General features: G+C 69.8%; 18 protein-coding genes. 17 read left to right on the top strand and 1 reads right to left on the bottom strand.

Annotated elements, in window-relative coordinates; translation table 11 throughout:
- The first annotated feature begins 60 nt into the window (after nt 1-60).
- The 16 genes from Sp245p_RS24590 to Sp245p_RS24515 all read left to right on the top strand — a co-directional run bounded on the left by Sp245p_RS24590 (nt 61) and on the right by Sp245p_RS24515 (nt 16,476).
- Nucleotides 61-945 carry a branched-chain amino acid ABC transporter permease gene (locus Sp245p_RS24590; RefSeq protein ID WP_014198881.1) on the top strand — a complete coding sequence of 295 codons (885 nt, stop codon included), beginning with the start codon at nt 61-63 and terminating at the stop codon, nt 943-945.
- Nucleotides 946-954: 9 nt separating this feature from the next.
- Nucleotides 955-2,751 (top strand): branched-chain amino acid ABC transporter ATP-binding protein/permease, encoded by a 1,797-nt coding sequence (locus Sp245p_RS24585; RefSeq protein ID WP_014198882.1) that lies wholly within the window; start codon nt 955-957, stop codon nt 2,749-2,751.
- Nucleotides 2,744-3,466: an ABC transporter ATP-binding protein gene (locus Sp245p_RS24580; RefSeq protein ID WP_014198883.1), complete on the top strand. Its 723-nt coding sequence runs from the start codon at nt 2,744-2,746 to the stop codon at nt 3,464-3,466. Before Sp245p_RS24585 ends, Sp245p_RS24580 begins: the two co-directional genes overlap by 8 nt.
- A 147-nt stretch (nt 3,467-3,613) precedes the next feature.
- On the top strand, nt 3,614-4,780 hold the full coding sequence (locus Sp245p_RS24575) for an iron-containing alcohol dehydrogenase (protein WP_014198884.1): 1,167 nt from the start codon (nt 3,614-3,616) through the stop codon (nt 4,778-4,780).
- 230 nt (nt 4,781-5,010) lie between these two features.
- Nucleotides 5,011-5,856: an IclR family transcriptional regulator gene (locus tag Sp245p_RS24570; RefSeq protein ID WP_014198885.1), complete on the top strand. Its 846-nt coding sequence runs from the start codon at nt 5,011-5,013 to the stop codon at nt 5,854-5,856.
- Entirely contained in the window at nt 5,853-7,001 is a 1,149-nt protein-coding gene (locus tag Sp245p_RS24565) for a thiolase family protein (protein WP_109138975.1), read from the top strand. Before Sp245p_RS24570 ends, Sp245p_RS24565 begins: the two co-directional genes overlap by 4 nt.
- A gap of 1 nt (nt 7,002) precedes the next feature.
- Nucleotides 7,003-7,428, top strand: a complete 426-nt coding sequence (locus tag Sp245p_RS24560; protein ID WP_014198888.1) for a Zn-ribbon domain-containing OB-fold protein — start codon at nt 7,003-7,005, stop codon at nt 7,426-7,428.
- Nucleotides 7,429-7,454: 26 nt separating this feature from the next.
- Nucleotides 7,455-7,838, top strand: a complete 384-nt coding sequence (locus Sp245p_RS24555; RefSeq protein ID WP_014198889.1) for a MaoC family dehydratase — start codon at nt 7,455-7,457, stop codon at nt 7,836-7,838.
- A 2-nt stretch (nt 7,839-7,840) separates the two neighbouring features.
- Entirely contained in the window at nt 7,841-8,242 is a 402-nt protein-coding gene (locus tag Sp245p_RS24550) for a MaoC family dehydratase (protein WP_014198890.1), read from the top strand.
- Nucleotides 8,239-8,985, top strand: coding sequence for an enoyl-CoA hydratase/isomerase family protein (locus Sp245p_RS24545; protein WP_014198891.1), 747 nt, complete (start codon nt 8,239-8,241; stop codon nt 8,983-8,985). The genes Sp245p_RS24550 and Sp245p_RS24545 overlap by 4 nt, the downstream gene beginning before the upstream one ends.
- Nucleotides 8,986-9,060: 75 nt before the next feature.
- Nucleotides 9,061-10,206: an ABC transporter substrate-binding protein gene (locus tag Sp245p_RS24540; protein WP_014198892.1), complete on the top strand. Its 1,146-nt coding sequence runs from the start codon at nt 9,061-9,063 to the stop codon at nt 10,204-10,206.
- A gap of 161 nt (nt 10,207-10,367) precedes the next feature.
- Nucleotides 10,368-11,231 carry a branched-chain amino acid ABC transporter permease gene (locus Sp245p_RS24535; RefSeq protein ID WP_014198893.1) on the top strand — a complete coding sequence of 288 codons (864 nt, stop codon included), beginning with the start codon at nt 10,368-10,370 and terminating at the stop codon, nt 11,229-11,231.
- A 16-nt stretch (nt 11,232-11,247) separates the two neighbouring features.
- Nucleotides 11,248-12,951 (top strand): branched-chain amino acid ABC transporter ATP-binding protein/permease, encoded by a 1,704-nt coding sequence (locus Sp245p_RS24530; protein ID WP_014198894.1) that lies wholly within the window; start codon nt 11,248-11,250, stop codon nt 12,949-12,951.
- A complete protein-coding gene (locus tag Sp245p_RS24525; protein WP_014198895.1) occupies nt 12,948-13,682 on the top strand; it encodes an ABC transporter ATP-binding protein in 735 nt (244 codons plus the stop codon). Before Sp245p_RS24530 ends, Sp245p_RS24525 begins: the two co-directional genes overlap by 4 nt.
- A 26-nt stretch (nt 13,683-13,708) precedes the next feature.
- The gene (locus Sp245p_RS24520) at nt 13,709-14,782 is read left to right on the top strand and encodes an SDR family oxidoreductase (RefSeq protein ID WP_014198896.1); all 1,074 of its coding nucleotides are present in this window, start codon (nt 13,709-13,711) and stop codon (nt 14,780-14,782) included.
- 14 nt (nt 14,783-14,796) lie between these two features.
- A complete protein-coding gene (locus Sp245p_RS24515; protein ID WP_041813744.1) occupies nt 14,797-16,476 on the top strand; it encodes an AMP-binding protein in 1,680 nt (559 codons plus the stop codon).
- Between the two features lie 169 nt (nt 16,477-16,645).
- Here Sp245p_RS24515 and Sp245p_RS24510 read toward each other — a convergent pair whose 3' ends face one another.
- Nucleotides 16,646-17,602 carry a GlxA family transcriptional regulator gene (locus tag Sp245p_RS24510; RefSeq protein ID WP_014198898.1) on the bottom strand — a complete coding sequence of 319 codons (957 nt, stop codon included), beginning with the start codon at nt 17,600-17,602 and terminating at the stop codon, nt 16,646-16,648.
- A 121-nt stretch (nt 17,603-17,723) separates the two neighbouring features.
- On the opposite strand from Sp245p_RS24510, the gene Sp245p_RS24505 reads away from it, so the two are divergent.
- Nucleotides 17,724-18,533, top strand: coding sequence for an SDR family NAD(P)-dependent oxidoreductase (locus Sp245p_RS24505; protein ID WP_014198899.1), 810 nt, complete (start codon nt 17,724-17,726; stop codon nt 18,531-18,533).
- Nucleotides 18,534-18,600 lie beyond the last annotated feature (67 nt).

Genomic DNA, 18,600 nt, shown 5'->3' with positions numbered 1-18,600 from the left:
GGAGAGGGGACTCAAAGGCGGGTGCTGCGACGGGGGAGAGGGAAGAAAAAGGACGACGCCATGCATTTCGTGCTGCAACTCGTTTTCGCCGGCGTCTGCGTCGGCGCGGTCTACGCGCTCATCGCCATGGGGCTGTCGCTGACCTTCTGGACCACGCGGACGCTGAATTTCGGCCAGGGCTCGCTGCTGATGACCGCCTCGGTCGCGACGGTGGCGATGCTGGCGGCCGGGATGCCCGCGGCCCTCGCCGTGCCGCTGGGCATCCTGCTGGCCGGCGGGCTGATGGTGGTGGCGGAGCGGATCGCCATCCGCCCGCTGCTGAAATCCGGCGACAGCATGGGCTGGGTGGTGTCCACGCTGGGGCTCGGCATCTTCCTCCAGGGCTTCGTCTCCACCGTCTTCGGGTCGCAGGCCATCGCCTTCCCGTCGCTGGTCTTCGACAGCCTGGATTCGGTGGACGTCGCCGGGGTCCAGGTGTCGTCGCAGTATCTTGCCGTGCTCGCCCTGTCGCTCTCCCTGATGGTGGCGATGGAGCTGTTCCTGCGCCGCTCCGCCTGGGGCCGCGCGGTGCGGGCGGTGTCGCACGACGCCGACGCTGCGGCGCTGGCCGGCATCCCGGTGCGCCGGGTGATCGTGCTGTCCTTCGTCGCCAGCGGCGTGCTGGCCGGCATCGCCGGGGTGATGGTGGCGCAGATCACCGGCACCGTCGATCCCAGCTTCGGCTTCAACCTGATGGTGCTGGGCTTCGTCGCCGCGGTCTTCGGTGGCATGGGCAACACCGCCGGCGCCCTGGTCGGCGGCATCGCTCTCGGCGTCATCGAGAAGCTGGTCGGCGGCTACGTCTCCACCGCCGCCGAACACGGCATGGCCTTCGCCATCCTGATGGTGATCCTCGCCATCCGCCCGCAGGGCCTGTTCGGCCGCAAGGAATTCACGAAGGTGTAAGGGCCAGCGATGCGGAATCTCCTCTCCTTCCTCACCCGGACCCCGGTGGTCGCGGCCCTGCTGGTGGCGCTGGGCGTCGCGGCGGAGTTCGTCAGCGGCGCCACCGTGCAGATCTGGTCCTTCCTCCTCGTCAACGTCCTGCTGGCCCAGAGCATCAACCTGCTGACCGGCGTCGCGGGTCAGATCTCGCTGGGCCACGCCGGCTTTCTCGGCATCGGCGCCTACGGCTCCGCCCTGCTGATGAAGAACTTCGGTCTTCCGCTGCCGCTGACCCTGCTGGCCGGGGCGGCGATGGGGGCGGTGAGCGGCTGGCTGCTGTCCTTCGCCGCCGGGCGGGTGCGCGAGTTCTACCTCGCCATGATGACGCTCGGCTTCGGCATGATCTTCTACGAGGTGGTGCGCGAGTGGACCTCGGTCACCGGCGGCATGATGGGGCTGAGCGGCGTGCCGTCGCCCGGCCTGCGGACGCTGACCCTGTTCGGCTGGTCCGTCGGCCCGACCGCCTATTTCCAGATCATGCTGGCGGTGGTCGCGGGGGTGGTGTGGCTGCTGCGGAACTTCGTCACCAGCCCCTTCGGCCGCGCCTTCTTCGCCATCCATGTCAGCGAGGTCGCTGCCGGCAGCATCGGCGTGCCGCGCGCCCGCACCAAGCGCAACGCCTACATGCTCAGCGCCGCGCTGGCCGGGCTGGCGGGGGGCTTCTACGCCCATCTCGTCGGCTATCTCGGGCCGGAGACCTTCGGCCTGCACCGCTCGGTGGAGGTGCTGGTGATGGCGGTGGTCGGCGGGCTGGGCACGCTGGCCGGGCCGGTGCTGGGCGCCGTCGTCTTCACCTACCTGCCGGAGAAGCTCCAGATCTTCGCCGAGTACCAGTTCATGGTCTACGGCCTGATCCTGCTGCTGTCCTTCGTCCTGCTGCCGCGCGGACTGGCTGGGCTGCTGCTGCCGCGTCCGCGTTTCGCCAAGGACGTGACGCCGCTGCCCGCCGCGCCGCCCGCCGCGCCGAAACCATCGGGGAGCGGGCCGCTGCTGAGCGCGGAGGGGGTTTCCATCAGCTTCCTCGGGCTGCGGGCGCTCGACAACGCGTCGGTCACCGTGGGGGTGGGGGAGATCCTCGGCCTCGTCGGGCCGAACGGGTCGGGCAAGAGCACGCTCGTCAACATCATCAGCGGCATCTACCGGCCGGGCGACGGGCGCGTGACTTTCGACGGCGCCGCCATCACCGGACTGCCCGACCACGCGGTGGCCCGGCGGGGCGCGCTGCGCACCTTCCAGGACCCGCGGCTCGTCCCCGCCTTCACGGTGCGCGAGAACGTGCTGCTCGGCGGGCACCGGCTCTACCGGCAGAACCCGCTGGCGGCGGCGCTGAACCTGCCGGGCGCCCTGCGCGAGGACGCGGCGATGCTGGGCCGCGCCGACGCCATCATCGCCATGGCCGGCCTGTCGCATCTGGCCGACACGCCGGTGCGCGACCTGCCCTACGGCGACCAGCGGATGACCGAGTTGTCGCGCGTCATCCTGGCCGACCCGCGCCTCGTCATGCTCGACGAGCCGGCGGCGGGCCTGTCGGAGGTCGAACTGCAACGGCTGGGCGGGCTGGTCCGCCATCTGAAGGAACGGGGTGTCGGCGTGATCCTGATCGAGCACCACATGGATTTCCTCAACGAGCTGGTCGACCGCGTGGTCGTGCTGGACAGCGGGCGGGTCATCTACCAGGGCGGCATGGCCGGCATGTACCGCGACCCGGCGGTGGTCGCCGCCTATCTCGGCACCGAAACCCACCCGGGGGAGGCCGTCCATGCCTGACATCACGGGACTTGAGATCCACGGGCTGGAGGTCCGCTACGGACCGGTGGAGGCGGTGCGCGGCGTCACGCTACGGGCCGAGCCGGGGACCATCACCGCCATCCTGGGCGCCAACGGGGCCGGCAAATCCTCGCTGATGAAGGCGATTTCCGGCTTGGTCCCGGCGACGGCGGGGCGCATCACGCTGGACGGCGACGACATCACGCGGCTTCCTCCGCACGAGCGGGCGCGCCGCGGCCTGTCGCATGCGCTGGAGGGGCGCCGGCTGTTCCACCGCATGACGGTGGAGGAGAACCTGAAGGTCGCCTGGGACTTCCGCAACCGCGGCGGCAACTTCCGTGCGGTGGCCGACCGCGTCTACGAGCAGTTCCCCATGCTGGCGCCGCGGCGGCAAACCCCGGCGGGCATGCTGTCGGGCGGCCAGCAGCAGATGGTCATCCTGTCGGCGGCGCTGATCCACGAGCCGCGCTACCTGCTGCTCGACGAACCGTCGCTGGGGCTGGCCCCGGTGATCGTGCAGCAGATCTTCGGCTTCATCGAGTCCGTCTGCCGCGAGCGCGGCACCACCATCCTGCTGTGCGAGCAGGTGGCGGCCATCGCCCTGCGCGTCGCCCATTCCGGTTGCGTGCTGCGGCGCGGGCAGGTGGTGCGCGGCGGTCCGGCGGTGGAACTGGCCGCCGACCCGGCGCTGTCGGCGGCGTATTTGGGCGGGTGAAGGTGCGGCAGCCGCGTGCCCCCACCCCGGCCCTCCCCCGCTGACGCAGGGGAGGGAGAATGGTCCCCTCCCCTGCGCAGCGGGGGAGGGTTAGGGTGGGGGCCAGTGTGCCCATGCCGGATCAATCAACGACGGGAGGGAACCACCATGCAGTCGGGTGTCTACGAGTTCCTGGCGCAGGATCGCGTCATCTACGGCCGCCCGGCGGCGGAGGCGGTGTCGGAAACCATCGCCAAGCTGGGAAAGCAGCGCGCGCTGATCGTGGCGAGCCGGACGCTGAGTCGGGGAACCGGCGTCGTCACTGCCATCCGCGGCGCGCTGGGCGCGACTTGCGCCGGTGTCTTCGATTCCTGCGTCGAGCATGTGCCGCGCGCTTCCGTCCTGGCGCTGGCCGCGGAGGTGCGGCGGCTGGAGCCGGACCTGATCGTCACGGTCGGCGGCGGCACGCCCATGGACACGGTGAAGGTCGCCCTGGTCGCGCTGGCCGAGGACATCACCGACACCGCCGGATTCGACGCCGTGCGCATCCGCGTCGCCGAGGACGGAACCCGCATCGTTCCGGCGGTGAAGGACCCGCCGCTGCGCCAGATCATCGTGCCGACCACCCTGTCGGGCGCCGAATTCTCCAACCTGGGTGGCGCCACCGACCCGGCGCGGCAGGTCAAGGACCTCTACACCGGGCGGTACATCGGCGGGCAGGTGGTCATCCTCGACCCCGCCGTGACCGTCCACACGCCGGAGCGGCTGTGGCTGTCCACCGGCATCCGCGCCGTCGACCACGCGGTGGAGACGGTCTGTTCGCGCAAGCCCCAGCCCTTCACCGACGCGACCTGCCTGCACGGGCTGGCGATGCTGGCGCGCTCCCTCCCCGCCAACCGGGAGAGGCCGGACGATCTCGACGCGCGGCTGGACAGCCAGCTCGGCGTCTGGCTGGCCTCGACCGGGCTGGGCCGGGTGGAGTGGGGGGCCAGCCATGGCATCGGCCACCAGCTCGGCGCCGTCGCCAACGTGCCGCACGGTCATTGCTCCTGCGTCATGCTGCCCAGCGTGCTGCGCTGGAACCACCCGGTGAACGCCGACCGCCAAAGGCTGGTGGCGCAGGCGCTGGGGCGGGAGGACGGCGACGCGGCGGCGGCCGTCGCCGATCTGGTGCGCGCCCTGGGGCAGCCCGACAGCCTGCGGGCGGTCGGCGTGACTCGCGACCATTTCGCCGCCATCGCCGCCGGGGCCATGCAGAACATGATGGTCCGCAGCAACCCGCGCCCGGTCACTGGGGAGGATGACGTCCGGGAGATCCTCGAACTGGCCTGGTGATCCGCAGGCGCCACCACTCTGCGCCGCCACCCTGCGGCCCGAACGGCCCCGCCCCTCCCGGCGGGGCCGTTTTGCGTTCGGGACGCGGAGGGGAGCAGCCGTGCAAAATGACTATGGGGGTATGCATTCCAAACAATGCCAAGGACAGATAATTCGTTTGACCAACAATATTTGCGCACTCATAATCTTCATAGAAAATAGAATTCTCAATAGAGAACGGAGAGCGCGCCATGCTCACCGATGACCAGGACCGGGAGTCCTTCACCCTTTCCACGACCTTCAACGCCGGCAAGCCGGTCGGCGCGGTGGTCAGCGCCTTCGCGATCCTGCGCCATCTGGCGGCGCAGGACGGGGCGGTGTCGAGCGCGCAGGTCGCCCGCGCGCTCGGCCTCAACCCGAGCACCTGCTTCAACATCCTGAAGACCCTGGCCGCGGAGCGGGTGGTCCAGTTCGAGGAGGTCGGCAAGGCCTACCGGCTGGGCGCCGGGCTGCTGGAACTGGCGGGCAGCGCGCTCGATCAGGTCGGCTACACCCGGCTGCTCCATCCGGAGCTGGAACGGCTGGCCGCCGCGTGGCAGACGCCGATGACGGCGTGGCTGCGGGTCAGCGACCACCGCGTCATGCTGGTGGATCAGGCGGTGTCCAGCTCGGCCATCCAGATCCACATGCGGATCGGCCACCGGCTGCCGCTGCTGGTCGGCGCGCTCGGCCGCTGCATGGCGGCGCACGCCGGCCTGCCGGTGGAGGAGATGCGCCGCCAGTACGCCGCCGTCCGCCAGGACAACCCGCCGCCCTTCGAGCAATTCCTGGCCGAGGTGGAGGAGGCGCGGACCGCCGGCTACGCGGTGGACCGCGACGGCTTCACGCGCGGCGTGACGACGGTGTCCAGCCCGATCCTCGACGCCGAGGGCCGGCCCTTCCTGGCCCTGTCGGCGGTCGGGCTGACCGCGCAGTTCTCCGACGAGCGGGCCGCGGCGATGGCCGCCGACCTGCGCGACACCACGCGGCGCATCGGACGGCAGCTCGCCGGGCCGGGCCGGGCCGCCCCCCTTTCCCCACGGGAGACCACGCGATGACCCCGGTGATCTCCGGAGCCGCCGACACCGCCGTCGGGCGGCTGGACGGCAGCGGCTGCATGGCGCTTCACGCCGAAGCGGCGTCCGCGGCGCTGGCCGACGCCGGCCTGCGGGCGGACGAGGTGGACGGCGTGCTCTGCGCCTATTCGCTGGCCGAGCCGCATCTGATGCTGTCGTCGGTCTTCAACGAGTATTTCGGAATCGCGCCGTCCTACAGCGCCGCCGTCCAGGCCGGCGGGGCGACCGCCTGCGCGCTGGTGATGCAGGCGGCGGCGTTGGTGCGGGCGGGCATCTGCCGCAACGTCCTGGCCGTCTGCGCCGACAACCGGCTGACCGGGCTGGGGCGCAACGGCGCCGTCGCCGCGCTGGCCGAGGTCGGGCATCCGCAGTTCGAGCGCCCCTACGGCATGTCGATCCCGGCGGCCTACGCGCTGGTCGCCCGGCGCTGCATGCATGAGCGCGGCGTCACGGCGGAGCATCTCGCCGCCATCTCCGTCACCCAGCGCGGCCACGCGCGCCGCCACCCCAAGGCCCAGGCCCGCGACCCGCTGACCATGGAGCAGGCGCTGTCCGCCCGCATGATCGCCGACCCGCTGCGGCTGTTCGACTGCTGCCTCGTCTCGGACGGTGGCGCCGCCCTGGTGGTCAGCGCCGCCGACGCGGCGGCCGACCATACGGACCGCGCGGTGTCGATCCTCGGCTACGGCCAGATGAACACGCACGAGCACGCCTTCGCCATGCCCTCGCTGACCGATTTCGGCTGCCGGCAATCGGCGGCGCAAGCCTTCGCCATGGCCGGGCTGACCCCGGCGGACATCGACGTGGCCGAGATCTACGACAGCTTCACCATCACCCTGCTGGCCGAGCTGGAATCCATCGGCTTTTTTCCGAAGGGGGAGGCCGGTCCGGCGATCCTCGACGGCGCGCTGGAGCTGGACGGGGTCCTGCCCTGCAACACTCACGGCGGGCTGCTGTCCTACGGCCATTCGGGGGCGGCGGGCGGCATGTTCCACATCGTCGAGGCGGTGCGGCAATTGCGCGGCGAGGCCGAGGCCCGGCAGGTGGCGGGGGCGGAAACCGCCTTCGTTCACGGCGACGGCGGCATCCTGTCCGCCCACTGCTCGCTGATCCTGGGGAGGGCGTGAAATGACCTCGACCGATGCAGCTCCCGCAAAGCCCGTTCCGCTGGTCACCGCGGACACCCGCGCCTTCTGGGACGCCTGCGCGGAGGGGGCGCTGACCTTTCAGCGCTGCGCCGCCTGCGGCCATGTCCAGTTTCCGCCGCGGCCCTTCTGCACCGAATGCCGGGCCGCAGGGCCGGGGACGGAGCGGTCCGCCGGGCTCGGCACCATCCACAGCTTCACCATCGTCCACCGACCGCCGACCGCGGCCTTCAAGGCGGACACACCCTACGTCCTGGCGTTGGTCGATTTCGACGAGGGCTTCCGCCTGATGGTCAATCTGCGCGGTTGCCCACCCTCGGAGGCCCGCATCGGCCTGCGCGTCTGCGTCCTGTTCGAGCCGTTGGCCGGTGGCGGCGCGCTGCCGCAGGTCCGGCTCCTGGTGGAGTGAACCCAACCCTTCGGAAGGGACCATCCATGCATCTGTTCGACACGCTCCGGGAGGGCGCCGCCTTCGGCGCCGAGGAGCTTCACCTGTCCGACGCGCTGATGGAGCGCTGGACCAGCCTCTACCCCGACGACCCGCCGGACGGGCGAATGCCCGCCGGGATGATCGCGGTGGCCACCATGCGGGCCTATTCCAGCCTCGTCGTGCCGCGTCCGCCGGGGAATATCCACGGCTCCCAGCGTTACGAGATGCTGCGCCGCCCGGCGGTCGGGGAGCGTTTGACCACCCGCATCGCCTGCGCCGGAAAGGAGCTGAAGCGCGACCGCCGCTGGGTCCATTTCGACACCGAGACGGTGGGGGAGGACGGGACCCCCTGCTTCCGCGGCCGCATGACCATCCTGTGGGCGGCCTGACCATGGCGGACGGGACGATCACCATCGACCGCCTGACCCCGGTCACCAAGCGGATCGACCGCGCGGCGATCCGGCTCTACGCCGAGCTGACCGACGATTTCAACCCGATCCACGTCGATCCCGACTTCGCGGCGACGACGCCGATGAAGGGCATCATCGCCCACGGCCTGCTGTCGGTGAATCTGCTCTGGCAGTCGGTCCGGCACAGCCTGGGCGAGGCGGCGGTGTCCGACGCGACGCTCGACATCCGCTTCCTGCGCCCGGTGCGCGAGGACGACGTGGTGACCGCGGGCGGCCAGCGCCGCGCCGACGGCGACGGCTACGACGTCTGGATCGACAACCAGCATGGTGAAACGGTGATCGCCGGACGCATCCTGCACGGGCCGGGGAGGGCTGCGTCATGACCGGCACGCTTCTCGTCCGCGACGACGGCGATCTGCGGCGCATCACTCTGAACCGCCCCGCGAAGATCAACGCGCTCGACACCGCGACCCTGCGGGCGCTGGCCGAGGCCGTGGACGGCGCGCCCGCCGACGGCGCGGCCCTGGTGGCGATCGATGGCGCCGGACCGCGCGGCTTCTGCGCCGGCGGCGATGTCGCCGAGATGAGCCGCGGTGCCGAGGCCTTCGCCGCCCAGGAGGAGGCGCTGCGGGCGGCGATGCAGGCGCTGCATGGATCGGCGGTGCCGGTGATCAGCGTGGTCCACGGCCGGACGCTGGGCGCTGGCTGCATCGTGGCGTGCCTCAGCGACCTCGTGCTGGGCGCCGACGATGTGCAGTTCGGCTTTCCGGAGATGCGCTTCGGCCTCTACCCGGCCTTCGTCCACGCCGCCCTGACGGAACGGCTGCCGGCGGCGCTGGCCTTCCAGATCCTGGCGGGGGGTCGGATGATGGACGCGGCGCAGGCCTACGGCTTCGGCTTCCTGACGGAGATCCTGCCCGCAGACGGCTTTGCCGAGACGGCGGAGGCGCGCATCGCCTACTACCGCGACCGACTGGACGCCCTGGCGGCGGGCCGGCGCATCCTGCGGATGGAGGACCGCCCATCGATGGCGGAAAAGACCGCGCGGCTGGCCCCGCTGCTGGCCGAGAACCACGCGGCGCCGTCCGTCCGGCGGCTGCTGTCCGGGCTGTCTTTTGCCCGCTGATTTCTTTTGAAACGGCAACGAGTCCCGCCAACGGGACCGCGTCACCCCCGAACAACGGATTCCTGGGAGGGAACGATGTCGAAACGCACCCTGTTCGCCGCGCTCGTGCTGAGCAGCGCGCTCACCAGCGGCGCCGCGCTGGCCGCCGACCCGGCGGTCTACAAGATCGGCGGCATCTTCGCGATGACCGGCGCCTCGCCCCATTACGGCAAGGTGATGAGCGCCGGGGCGCAGCTTGCGGTGGACGAGATCAACGCCCAGGGGGGCATCGACGGCATCAAGCTGCAGCTGGTCATCGAGGACCACAAGAGCGGCAGCGCCCAGGCGGCGGTCGCCGGCATGAACCGGCTGGTCGACGTCGAGGGGGTGAAGGCGGTACTCCCCTCCTTCTCCACGGTGACGCTGGCCACCATGCCCATCGGCGACCAGAAGAAGGTGATGATGATCAACGGCGGCGGGGTCAGCGCCCAGACGGTCGGCACCTCCCCCTACATGTTCAACATCCGCTCCATGGCGTCCGATCTGGCCGCCGGCATCGCCCACCGCGCGGCCGAGCAGGGGGCCAAGAAGCTCGCCCAGATCGCCATCAAGTCGGAGTTCGGCGACGCCACCATCGCCGCCACCACCAAGGCGTGGGAGGGCATGGGGCTGAAGATGGTCGCCGCCGAGCAGTTCCAGGCCGATGCCGCCAACATCGACACCCAGGTCGCCAAGCTGCGCGCCTCCCAGCCCGACGCCATCGCCAACTGGCCGACCACGCCGCAGGCCGGGCTGGCGGTGAAGCGGATGCGCGAGCTGGGCATGAAGCAGCCGGTCTACTGCATGGAATGGACCGCCGAGGACACCAAGGTCGCCGGCAAGCACGCCGAGGGGGTGGAGGTCGTCACCGACTATTTCGCCGCCACCGACGAGAATCCCTGGTCCAAGCGCTTCGCCGACGCCTACCGGGCCAAGTTCGGCGAGATGCCGGACTTCTACGCCGCCAACTACTACGAGGGCGTCTACGTCATCGCCGAGCTGATCCGGCGGGCGAAGGCCAAGGGCGGCGACTATTACAGCGGCGAGCGTCTGGTCCAGGCGCTGTGGGAAAACCCGACCTTCGACAGCGTCTACGGCAAGACGCTGACCTTCCGCAAGAACGGCGTGGCGCAGAAGCCGGTCGCGGTGTTCCGCCTGGAGAACGGCCAACAGACATTCGTGAAGTTCACCTCGGGCGAATGACCGCGGTTTCAATGCGTTAGCCCTCTCCCCTCTGGGGAGAGGGTGGCCCGTAGGGCCGGTGAGGGGGTTGCGCTTTTGCCGGACGCTCCGACACGCGCAACCCCCTCACCCCAACCCTCTCCCCAGAGGGGAGAGGGGGACATAGACAGGAGCGCCATTCCATGGATTTGCTCATCCAACTGACCCTGAACGGTCTGTTCAACGGCGCGCATTTCGCCCTGCTGGCGATGGGCTTCGCGTTGATCTTCGGGACGACCGGCGTCGTGCATTTCGCCTACGGGCCGGTCTATGCGGTCGGCGCCTACGCCATCTGGGCGCTGGCGGCGCTGGTCGGGCTGCCGTTTTGGGCGGCGGTGCTGCTGGGGATCGCCTTCACCGCGGCGCTGGGCGTCGGCTGCTACCTGTTCATCTACCGCCCGTTCGAAATCAGCGGCAGCCCGCCCTTCGTCGTTCTGGTCGCCTCGCTCGGCCTGTTCATCGTCATGAAGAACCTGATCGGCATCGTCTTCGGCACCGGGGTCAAGACGGTCGACAGCGTCGCCTACGACGTGCATTTCGTCGGCAACGCCTTCTTTACCACGGTTCAATTGGGGCAGGTGGCGGCGGCGCTGCTGGTCGGCTGCGGCATCGCGCTGTTCCTGCGGGCCAGCCGCTACGGCAAGGCCATCCGCGCCATGGCCGACAACCGCGAGATGGCCACCGTCATCGGCATCGACACCACGCGGCTGTCCATCCTGGTCTTCGCGCTGGGATCGGCGGTGTCGGCGGTGGCCGGGGCGCTGGTCCTGCTGCGCGACGGGCTGAACCCCAACATGGGCTTCGGCGCGGTGTTCGTCGCCTTCGTCGCGGTGATCGTCGGCGGGGTGGGATCGCTGCGCGGGGCGGTCATCGCCGCCTTCCTGCTGGCCTTCGTGCAGAGCCTGGGCATGTGGCAGATCCCCACCGAGTGGCAGAACACCATCGTCTTCGTGGTGCTGTTCGGGTTCCTGCTCGCCCGCCCCTCCGGCATCGTCCGCCGGGCGTGAGGAGAGGGACACAGCCATGGAGTATCTCGCCCACATCCTCGTCATGGTCTGCCTCTACGGCATCCTGGCGACCTCCTTCAACCTGTTGATCGGCTTCGGCGGCATCTTCGCCCTGGCGCACGCCACCTTCTACGCCAGCGGCGCCTACGCCGCCGGCATCCTGGCGACGAAGCTCGGCATCGGCTTTCCCCTCACCCTGCTGGCCGGGATGGTGGTCACCGCCGGCATCGGCCTGCTGGTCGCCTTTCCCGCCATGCGGGTGGGCAGCCACTATCTGGTCGTCATCACGCTGGCGCTCCAGGCCATCACCATCGACGTGCTGATGAACAGCAAGCCGCTGACCGGCGGACCGGACGGCATCGCCGGCATTCCCCCGGTGTCGCTGTTCGGCACGGCGCTGACCAGCCCGGTGACCTTCCTGCCGCTGGCCGTGGTGATGGCGGCTCTGTGCTGCGCGGTCGCCTGGAGGCTCGGCGCCTCGCCCTTCGGACGCTCCCTGCGCGCCATGCGGGAGAACGAGGCGGCGGCCCAGGCGGTCGGCAAGAATCTCGTCCGCATGAAGCTGGTGGTCTTCGCGATGTCGGCGGGGCTGGCCTCCGTCGCCGGCACGCTGGTCGCCCATTACATCGCCTTCGTGAACCCGGAATCCTTCACCATCGAGGAGACCATTCTCATCCTCGCCATGGTGATCCTGGGCGGCATGGGCAATTTGTGGGGCTCGCTGGCCGGGGCGGCGATCCTCGTGCTGTTGCCGGAGGGGCTGAAGTTCGTCCATGTGCCGGGCGACATCGCCGACATGGTGCGGCAGGTGATCTACGGCGTCGTGCTGATCGTCATCCTGCGCCTGCGCACGGAGGGGCTGTTCCCCGAGACGGTGTTCCGCACCCCGACCGGGGCCGCGCGCTCCAGCGTTCCCGCCAACGGCCAGCTCATGGGCGCGCTGGAGCGCGCAGGCGGCACACCGGGGGAGGTGGTGGTCTCCGCGACCTCGCTGTCCAAGCACTTCGGCGGCATCCAGGCGGTGAAGGACCTGACCATCGACCTGAAGCGCGGCGAGATCGTCGGGCTGATCGGCCCCAACGGCGCCGGCAAGACGACCGCCTTCAACCTGCTGTCCGGTTTCCTGCGCCCGACCGGCGGCACCATCCTCTACCGGGGCCGCGACATGACGACGCTGAAGCCGCACGAGGTGGTGGCCGCCGGGCTGGCCCGCTCCTTCCAGGACCTGAAGCTCTTCACCAAGCTGACGGTGGTGGAGAACATCCTGGTTTCGCTGCCCGCACAGCCGGGCGACCGCCCGCTGGACGTCTATTTCCGCCCCGGCCTGGTTCGCCGGGCCGACCGCGAGAACGTCGCCCGCGCGCTGGAGATCGCCTCCTTCGTCGGGCTGCTCGCCAAGGCCGACGAGACCGCCGCCAACCTCTCCTACGCCGAGGAGAAGCTGCTGGTCATCGCCCGGCTGCTGGCGACCGGGGCCGACGTGCTGCTGCTCGACGAGCCGCTGTCCGGCCTCGACACCGTGACGGTGGAGCGCATCTGCGGGGTGATCCGCGACCTCGCCCGCGCCAACAAGGCCGTCTGCATCATCGAGCACAATCTGGAGGTCATCCGCGGCGTCTGCGACGAGATCGTCTTCATCGACGAGGGCCGCGTGCTGACCAAGGGACCGCCGGACACGCTGATGCGCGACCGCGAACTGGCCGAGAGGTATTTCGGATGACCGAGATTCACACCATGCCGATCGCCGAACCCGTCCTGGAGGTGCGCGGCCTCAGCGCCGGCTACGGCAAGCGGGCGGTGGTCCACGACGTGGACCTGACGGTGCGGGCCGGCGAAATCCGCGTGCTGCTGGGCCACAACGGGGCCGGCAAGACGACGCTGGTGCGCTCCGTCTTCGGGCTGCTGCGCCCCTCCGCCGGGACCGTACGCTACCGGGGGGAGGATATCACCCGGCGGCGCTGCGCCGACAACGTGAAGGCGGGGATCGCGCTGGTTCCGCAGGGGCACGGCATCTTCCGCAGCCTGACCGTGCGCGAGAATCTGGAACTTGGCGCCTACACGGCGCAGGACCCGGCGGAAATCCGGGCGAACCGCGACGCGGTGATGGACCTGTTCCCGATCCTGCGCGAACGCGCCGGCCAGATCGCCGGCACCATGTCCGGCGGCCAGCAGCAGATGCTGGCGATGGGCATGGCGCTGATGCACCGGCCCGACGTGATGATCCTCGACGAACCGTCCATCGGCCTCGCCCCCAACCTCGTCCAGCGCGTCATGGAGGCCATCGCCGAGGTGAACCGGGCGCTGCGCATGGCCGTGCTGATGGTCGAGCAGAACGTCGTCCACGCCCTGCCGATCGCGCAGAGCGTCACCGTGCTGCGCACCGGCCGCAAGATTTACGAGGGCCCGCCCGAACCGCTGGGCGACCGCCAATACCTGATGACCCTTTTCTAAGAATTCCGCACAGAAGGATCGTGTTCATGGCCCGTCAGAAGATGCTGATCGTGGGTGCGCTGGGGACCGTCGGCCGCCCGATGCTGGAGCATTTCGAAGCCTCCCCGGAATGGGACGTCTGCGGCGTGTCGCGCCGCACTCCGGATTTCGAGACCACCGCCGAATGGGCGGCCGTCGATCTGCGCAACCCCGACGACTGCCGCAACCTGCGCGAGATCAAGGGCGTCACCAACATCTGCTACACCGCCGTCTACGAGAAGCCCGACGTGACGCGCGGCTGGTCGGAATGGGACCATGTCGAGACCAACCTCGCCATGCTGAAGAACGTGGTCGAGAACGTCGAGGCGGTGTCGTCCAACCTGCGCCACATCACGCTGTTGCAGGGCACCAAGGCCTATGGCGGCCATCTCGGCCCCTTCCGCCAGCCAGCGCGGGAGAGCGACCAACGCTACATGCGCCCCAACTTCTACTACGACCAGCAGGACTGGATCAGCGAACGCCAGCAGGGCAAGGAGTGGAGCTGGAGCGTGCTGCGCCCGCAGATCGTCTGCGGCCTCGCGGTCGGCAGCCCCTTGAACATCATCACCGCCATCGGCGTCTTCGCCGCGGTGTCGCGCGAATACGGCCTGCCGCTGCGCTTCCCCGGCGGGGCGTCGCGCATCGGCGAGGCGACCGACGCCCGGCTGATCGCCAAGGCCGCCGAATGGGCCGGCACCAGCCCGCAATGCGCCAACCAGGTCTTCAACATCGCCAACGGCGACGTCTATGTCTGGGAGAACGTGTTTCCCAAGGTGGCGGAGCTGTTCCGCATGGAGCTGGAGCCGGCGCAACCCTTCTCGCTGGCCCGCATCATGCCGCAGAACGAGCCGATCTGGGACCGCGTGGTCGCCAAGCACGGTCTCAAGCCCTACAAATACACCGAGGTCGTGCCGTCCTGGCAGTTCGCCGACTTCCTGTTCGGCTACGGCCAGCGCCCCAACCCGCACCACATGAGCACGATCAAAGCGCGCAAGCTGGGCTTCCACGACTGCGTGGACAGCGAGGAGATGTTCGTCGATCTCCTCCAGGAACTCCAGAAGCGCCGCATCCTGCCGGAATGAGAGAGGCCCGCCGCATGACCATCACGCGCAGCATCCACGGCGTTCCGGTGCAATGGGAAACCTTGCCGGCTCTGGTCGCCGCCCGCGCGGCGCAGCACGGGGAGGCGCCCCGGCTGACCGTTGCCGGACGGGCGATGAGCTATCGCGAGCTGGACGGGGAGTCCAGCCGCGTGGCCGCGAACCTGCACCGGCTGGGGGTGGGCCGGGGCGACCGGGTCGCCTGCTTCCTGCGCAACGCGCCGGAGCATCTGCTGACCTGGGTCGCCGCCGGCAAGCTGGGGGCGATCTGGGTGCCGCTGAACGCCGGTCTGGTGGGGGAGGATCTCGTCCACACCCTGACCAACGCCACGCCTGCCGTCCTGGTGGTGGACGGGGAACTGGCGGAGCGGGTCGAGGCGGTCGCGGACCGGCTGCCCCGCATGCGCGTCTACACGGTGGAGGACGGCGAGGGGAGGGGAGGCGGTCGCTTCCCGCCCTTCGCCGAGCTTCTGGAGCCGGGGCATCCGATGCCGACGGTTGAGGTGTCCGGTGGCGATCCCGCGGTCATCATCTACACCGGCGGCACCACCGGCCTGCCCAAGGGTGCCCTGCTGCCGCATTTTGCCTGGATCGCGGCGGGAATGCGCTACGTCGAGGCGTTCGAGACGCGGCCGGACGATGTGCATTACTCGATCCTGACGCTGTTCCACGTCGGCGGTCTGATGCTGGGGGTGATGGGACCGATGGTCGCCGACATCCCCACGGTGATCGACCGCCGCTTCAGCGGCAGCAACTTCTGGGCGCGGGTGAGGGAGACCGGTGCGACCATCGTCGATCTCATCGGCACCATGATCACCGTGCTGACCGAACAGCCGGAGAGCCCGACCGACCGCGACCACCGCGTGCGCGTCTCGCTGGGGGTGACGGGTCAGATCCCGCCCGCCGTGGCCGACCGTTTCGTCGAACGGTTCGGCATCGGCTTCGTCAACGTCTATTCGCTGACCGAGACCGGCGGCGTGCTGATCGTCAACAACCGGATGGACTCGCCCAAGCCGCGCGCCAACGGCCTGACCCACGGCTGGGCGGAGGTGACCATCCTCGACGACGACGACCAGCCGGTACCGCCGGGCGTCACCGGCCAGATCGCCCTGCGCCCCCGCTATCCGCACATCTTCATGTCGGGCTATTTCAACGCGCCGGAACGCACGCTGGAATGCCTGTCGAATTTGTGGCTGCACACCGGCGATCTCGGCCATCTGGACGCGGACGGCTTTCTGCACTTCACGGGCCGTCAGGCCCACTGGCTGCGCCGCCGTGGCGAGAACGTCTCGGCCTATGAGGTGGAAAGCGTGCTCAGCCAGTGTCCGGGCGTGCGCGAGGTCGTGGTGGTCGGCACGCCGTCGGAAAAGGGGGAGGAGGAGGTGAAGGCCTTCGTCATCCGTGAACCGGGCAGCGGCGTGGAGCCGGCCGCCATCGCCGCGTGGTGCGAGGGCCGCATGGCCGCCTTCAAGATCCCGCGCTTCATCGCCTTCGTGGAGAGCTTCCCCCGTTCCGTGACGAAGCGCGAAGTGGAGCGTCACAAGCTGCGCGCGTTGCCGAACGACGGAATCTGGGACCGCGAGGCGGTGCCCTCGGGGCCAGGTCCTGTTGCCAAAGGTCCTGTTGCCAAAGGGACTGGCGTCAACGGGCCGGTCGTCAACGGGTTGGCGGGTTAGAGCGCGGATCAAAACCCCGTCTCCATAGGCTCAAGCCATTGATTTTACTCGGCCCGGCGGAGGTTTTGATCGGCACTCTTAGCAGGACGAGGCCACCGTCCCGTGATGGGCTTGGCGCGCTCCGGCACGCGGAGGCGGCACGGATCCGGCGATGCGCGGCCCCAGCCCGTCAAGCGGGTGCCTCGGTGGATCGCACGTCCTGCCTTGCGGCCCGCCGCATCGCCTGGGGCGGCTGGCCGAAGGCGCGCAGAAAGGCGCGCCGCATGCGCTCCGGATCGGCAAAGCCGCTTTCGCGGGCGATAACCTCGACCGGGTGCCGCGTCTGCTCCAGCATCAGGCGCGCGCTTTCCAGCCGCAATTGCTCCACCGCCTTGGCCGGGGACTGCCCGGTCTCGGCGCGGAAGGCGCGGCTGAACTGGCGGGGGCTCAAGGCGGCGGCACCCGCCAACTCCTCCACCGACAGCGGATTTTTCAGGTTCTGCCGCGCGTAGGTCAACGCCGCCTCGATGCGGTCGGACTTCGCCGCCATCTCCAGCAGCTCCGAATGCTGGGTCTGGCCGCCGCCCCGGCGATGATACATGACCAGCTTACGGGCGACCGACCGGGCGATGTCGCTGCCGAGATCCTTCTCCACCATCGCCAGAGCCAGATCGACGCCCGCGGTCATGCCGGCGGAACTCCAGACCGGCCCGTCGATGATGAAGATGCGGTCCTCCTCGACCTGGATGGCCGGAAACCGCGTCCCCAACTCGCGCGCCAGAAGCCAGTGGGTGGTGGCGCGCCGCCCGTTCAGCACACCGGATTCGGCGAGCACGAACGCGCCGGTGCAGATTGCGCCCAGGCGTCGCACGGCGGGCAGACGGCCGGCGATCCAGGCGCGCAGCCCGTCGCTCGGCCGGGGCACCTCCACACCGCCGCCCACCAGCACCGTGTCGAAGTCCTGTCCGGCAAAGGACTCGCTGTCCACCGCCATTCCGGTGGAACTGCGCACCGCCCCTCCATGCTCCGAGACGGTGACCAACTCATAGATCTCTTCGCCCGCACAGATGTTGGCGAACTCGAACACCGAACCCGCGGCCAGGCTCATCATCTGGAAGCCCGGGTAGATGACGAAGCCGATGCGCATGGCGGAATCCTCTGGTGGCTGAAAAGGAGGGATATACGACATTCAGGCCAAGAGCCAAGTGTTTTACACATGTCCTCACCCCGGGCGGCAACGACGCGGCCCACAGACAGGACACGGACCCATGAGCCTTTCCCCTCTCGGCACCGCGCTCGTCACCGGCGCATCCTCCGGCATCGGCGCGATCTACGCCAACCGGCTGGCCGACCGCGGCCACGATCTGATCCTGGTGGCCCGCAACCGTGGCAAGCTCGCCGGCCTCGCGGCGCAGATCGTCGACCGCACCGGCCGCTCCGTCGAGGTCGTCGCCGCCGATCTGGGCGACAAGGCCGACCGGCGCGCGGTGGAGACGGTGCTGGCGACCGACTCCAGCATCACCATGCTGGTCAACAACGCCGGAGTCGGCGCAACGGCCCCGCTGCTCTCGGCCGACGTCGATGCCATGGAGCGGATGATCGACCTCGACGTGACGGCGCTGATGCGGCTGACCTACGCGGCCGCGCCGGCCTTCGTGGCGCGCGGACGCGGCACGATCGTCAACATCGCCTCCATCGTCGCGATCGGGCCGGAAATCCTCAACGGCGTCTATGGCGGGGCCAAGGCTTTCGTCCTGGCGCTGACCCAATCGCTGCACCACGAGCTGGCCGCCAAGGGATTGCGGGTCCAGGCGGTGCTGCCCGGCGCCACGGCCACCGATTTCTGGGGAACCGCCGGCACGCCGGTGGAGCATCTGCCGGGCGAGATCGTCATGCCCGCCGCCGCCATGGTCGACGCGGCGCTGGCCGGACTCGACGCGGGCGAACTGGTGACCATCCCGGCCCTGCCGGATGCCGCCCAGTGGCACGCCTACGAGGCCGCCCGTCAGGCGATGCTGCCCAACCTGTCCCGCAGCGAACCCGCCGCGCGCTACCGCGTCGCGCCGCTCTCCGCCTGACCTCCGCTGCCTTCCTTCCTGACGCTCGGCACCCTCACCGGCGTGTCTGAGCTGATCGCCCTCGCGC

The sequence above is a fragment of the Azospirillum baldaniorum genome, from assembly GCF_003119195.2.
Lineage (GTDB): Bacteria > Pseudomonadota > Alphaproteobacteria > Azospirillales > Azospirillaceae > Azospirillum > Azospirillum baldaniorum.
Note: the sequence above shows the minus strand (reverse complement) of the source record. Positions and strands in the feature narration are given on the sequence as shown.